The 3,051-nt window shown below is 63.7% G+C and carries 3 protein-coding genes; all 3 read right to left on the bottom strand.

Annotated elements, in window-relative coordinates:
• Positions 1-58 precede the first annotated feature (58 nt).
• Genes OP495_RS16965 through OP495_RS16955 form a run of 3 tightly spaced genes read right to left on the bottom strand, consistent with a single transcriptional unit; the run spans position 59 to position 3,026 of the window.
• Complete coding sequence (locus OP495_RS16965) at positions 59-1,381, bottom strand: ATP-binding protein (protein WP_280570913.1); 1,323 nt, start codon at positions 1,379-1,381, stop codon at positions 59-61.
• A complete protein-coding gene (locus OP495_RS16960) occupies positions 1,371-2,078 on the bottom strand; it encodes a response regulator transcription factor (RefSeq protein ID WP_280570911.1) in 708 nt (235 codons plus the stop codon). The genes OP495_RS16965 and OP495_RS16960 overlap by 11 nt, the downstream gene beginning before the upstream one ends.
• 36 nt (positions 2,079-2,114) lie before the next feature.
• Positions 2,115-3,026: an MBL fold metallo-hydrolase gene (locus OP495_RS16955; RefSeq protein ID WP_280570915.1), complete on the bottom strand. Its 912-nt coding sequence runs from the start codon at positions 3,024-3,026 to the stop codon at positions 2,115-2,117.
• Between the last annotated feature and the right edge of the window lie 25 nt (positions 3,027-3,051).

Here is a 3,051-nt window from a genome sequence, read left to right as displayed (position 1 = left end):
ATGCGGTCAGTCATGGGTTCGCCACGCCCCTGATCATCCGAGTCAGAGGCGCCGCATATCAAACTTGCGGCAACATCAGGCATACCTCGAATCCGCCACACTGCGGACGGTGAAATTGCAGTTCGCCCCCGGCGCGTTCTGCAATCGCGGCAGTGATCGCTAGCCCCAGACCGCTACCCGAAGTGGCCGAACGCCGCCAGAAGCGCTCGGTCACATGGGCAATCGCCTCATCGGAAACGCCCGGCCCTTGATCATGCACGCGTAGCTCGACCCTTGTGTCGTCGCTCACCTCATGCGTTGCCTGGGCCACGTTCAGCGTCACGGGCGTTTCGGCCGGGCCATGCTTGAGCGCGTTGTCGAGTATATTACGCAGCGCTGTGGCAGCCAGTTCCAGCGGCACTCCCACGCGCGCATCCGGGAGTGTGGCCGGTACGTCGATACGAGCAGACGCTTGCGTATCGCGCACGGCACTGCGGACGATATCGGCCACCGACGCACCGCCTGTCTCCTGCTGCGCTCTGGCTCCCTCGATACGTGCCAGGGCCAGCAATTGATCAAGTGTGGTGGCCAAGCGCGCGGCGCCCTGCTCAGCATGCGACACGGCCTCGAGAACCGCATCGCCCTCCACGCGTCGCGCGACCTGAAGGTGCGTTTTGACAGCGGTCAACGGCGTACGTAATTCATGGGCAGCGGCATCGGTAAAGCGCTGTTCGCGACGAATGGCCGCGCGCATGCGTGCCAGCAACTCATTGAGCGTGACGATCAGCGGACGCAGTTCACGCGGTAGCCCGGTATCCGCCACCGGCGAGAGATCGTCGTGGTGACGGCGACTCAGTGCCTCGCGCCACCTCTCGAGCGGCCGCAAGGCATGCCGGGTACCCCACCACAACACGCCTCCGCTGATCACCAGCGCCATCGCGAAGGGCACGACCACCACCGCCAGAATATCGCGCATCAGGCTACGCCGTTCCGTCACGCGGTCGGCGGTGGTGATCGTCACGCCATCGCGTATCAGGGTATAGACACGCCAGTCCTCGCCTTCACGCTGCCGATAAGCGTAACCCGGCTGGCTCACGTCGAGTATCGCGGCCATGTCCGCATGCGTGCGTGCCAGCACCTCGCCCTGTGCAGACGTTACCTGGCAAGCGACGCCTTCGAGCGGCGCCACGACCGACGCCCGCTGCGTCTCGTCGGCCACCCAGGCACCCTCGGGCAATCGCGCCATCAGGCCCGCGACCATGTTCGCCGACTGCGCGAGGCGGCGATCGAGCGTGCGTTCCACCTCGTCGTTGAGATCCCACCACAACCAGGCCGCCGCCAGACTCCAGGTGACCGTCAACGTCACCCCCAGGATCGCCAGCAAGCGGGCCTTAAGGCTCATTGCGAACCATCGATGATGCACCCGACCGTGCCAGGTCATCCTGTGTACCGAGACGGTAGCCGAGGCCACGCACCGTCTCGATCACCGCCGGCACCAATTTGCGCCGCAAGTGGTGGATATGGACGTTGAGTGCGTTGCTCTCTACCTCGTCGTCGAGGCCATAGAGGCTATCGCGCAGTTGGTCCGCACTCAGGACGCTGCCCGGTGATTGCAAGAAGGTTTCCAATAGCACCATTTCGCGCCTCGAAAGCGCCACCGGGCGACCCTCCCAGGTCACTTGGCGCGCCTGGGGATCGAAACACAGCGGTCCGTGCATCATGAGGGGATGCGCGCGGCCGCCCGCGCGCCGTAGCAACGCGTGTAGTCGCGCGACCAGCTCGTCGAGATCGAAGGGCTTGACGAGATAATCATCGGCGCCGGCCTTGAGTCCCGCCACCCTGTCAGGCACGGCGTCCCACGCGGTCAGCACCAGCACCGGCAAGGTACGACCCGTCTCGCGCCATTCATCGACTAGCGACAGACCATCGCCATCCTGAAGACCGCGGTCGAGCACCACGATATCGCTGCTCAAGGTATGCAGCGCATGACGCGCCGCCGCCATTGTCGCCACGCGATCCACCGCCCAGCCATGGCTTTCCAGCCCCGCACGGATACCGGCGGCGACCAGTTCGTCGTCTTCGATGAGCAATACGTGCATGACGCTCCTTTGCTCAATGTCCGGCGCTATGCGTTTTCATTCCCAGCTAGCTCCCTCAAGCGCATTCAATGGCAGCTTGAGGTAGCGCTTACCGTTGGCTTCCGACTCCGGCAGACGGCCGCCAAGAATATTGACCTGCAGCGCGTGCAGGATCAGCTTCGGCATCGGCAATTCGCTGTCGCGACGGTTGCGCAGCTCGACGTACTCGGCTTCACTGCTATCGCCCAGGCGATGCTTGTTGGTCTCGCGCTGCTCGCGCACGGTGCTTTCCCACTGCGGTTCGCGCCCGTCGGGCATGTAGTCGTGACCGGTGAACACCCGCGTCTCGTCAGGCAGCGCGAGGATCGCCTGGATCGAATGCCATAGCTGATGAGCGCTTCCGCCGGGAAAGTCGGCACGGGCGGTGCCGAAGTCGGGCTGGAACAGGGTGTCGTGAACGAAGGCAGCATCGCCGATCACGTAGGTGACCGAGGCCAGTGTATGGCCCGGCGAGTGCATTACCCGGCAATCGACCTCGCCCAGCGTGAAGGTATCCCCTTCGTCGAACAGATGATCCCATTGGCTGCCGTCATCCTTCAGCTCCGGCCAGTTATAGATTTCCTTCCACAGCGCCTGCACCTGGGTCACCGGTCGACCGATGGCGGTGGGCGCGCCGGTCTTGTCATGCAGATAGCGCGCAGCGGAAAAGTGATCCGCGTGCGGATGGGTATCCAGAATCCAATCGACGCCGAGCCCTTCGCGCTCGATGTAGGCCAAAAGCTCATCGGCCTGGTGAGTCGCGGTAGCGCCGGACTTCTCATCAAAGTCGAGCACGGGATCGATGATCGCGCAACGACCTGTGGCGGGGTCGCTGACGACGTATTGAATGCTGAACGTGCGAGGATCGAAGAAGCCAGCGACATCCGGCTGGCCAGCGCCTTGGCCGCGTGATAAGGCAGAGGTTTTCATCTGGTCTGCTGTCGCCTCCATACAT

Source organism: Chromohalobacter sp. 296-RDG (genome assembly GCF_029889885.1).
Taxonomy (GTDB): Bacteria; Pseudomonadota; Gammaproteobacteria; order Pseudomonadales; family Halomonadaceae; genus Chromohalobacter.
This window is presented reverse-complemented; position numbering and strand designations above follow the sequence as displayed.

What these genes read in the sequence shown, in the direction of transcription:
- OP495_RS16965 (WP_280570913.1), bottom strand. Translation starts at nt 1,381, where the DNA reads ATGAGCCTTAAGGCCCGCTTGCTGGCGATCCTGGGGGTGACGTTGACG.
- OP495_RS16960 (WP_280570911.1), bottom strand. Translation starts at nt 2,078, where the DNA reads ATGCACGTATTGCTCATCGAAGACGACGAACTGGTCGCCGCCGGTATC.
- OP495_RS16955 (WP_280570915.1), bottom strand. Translation starts at nt 3,026, where the DNA reads ATGAAAACCTCTGCCTTATCACGCGGCCAAGGCGCTGGCCAGCCGGAT.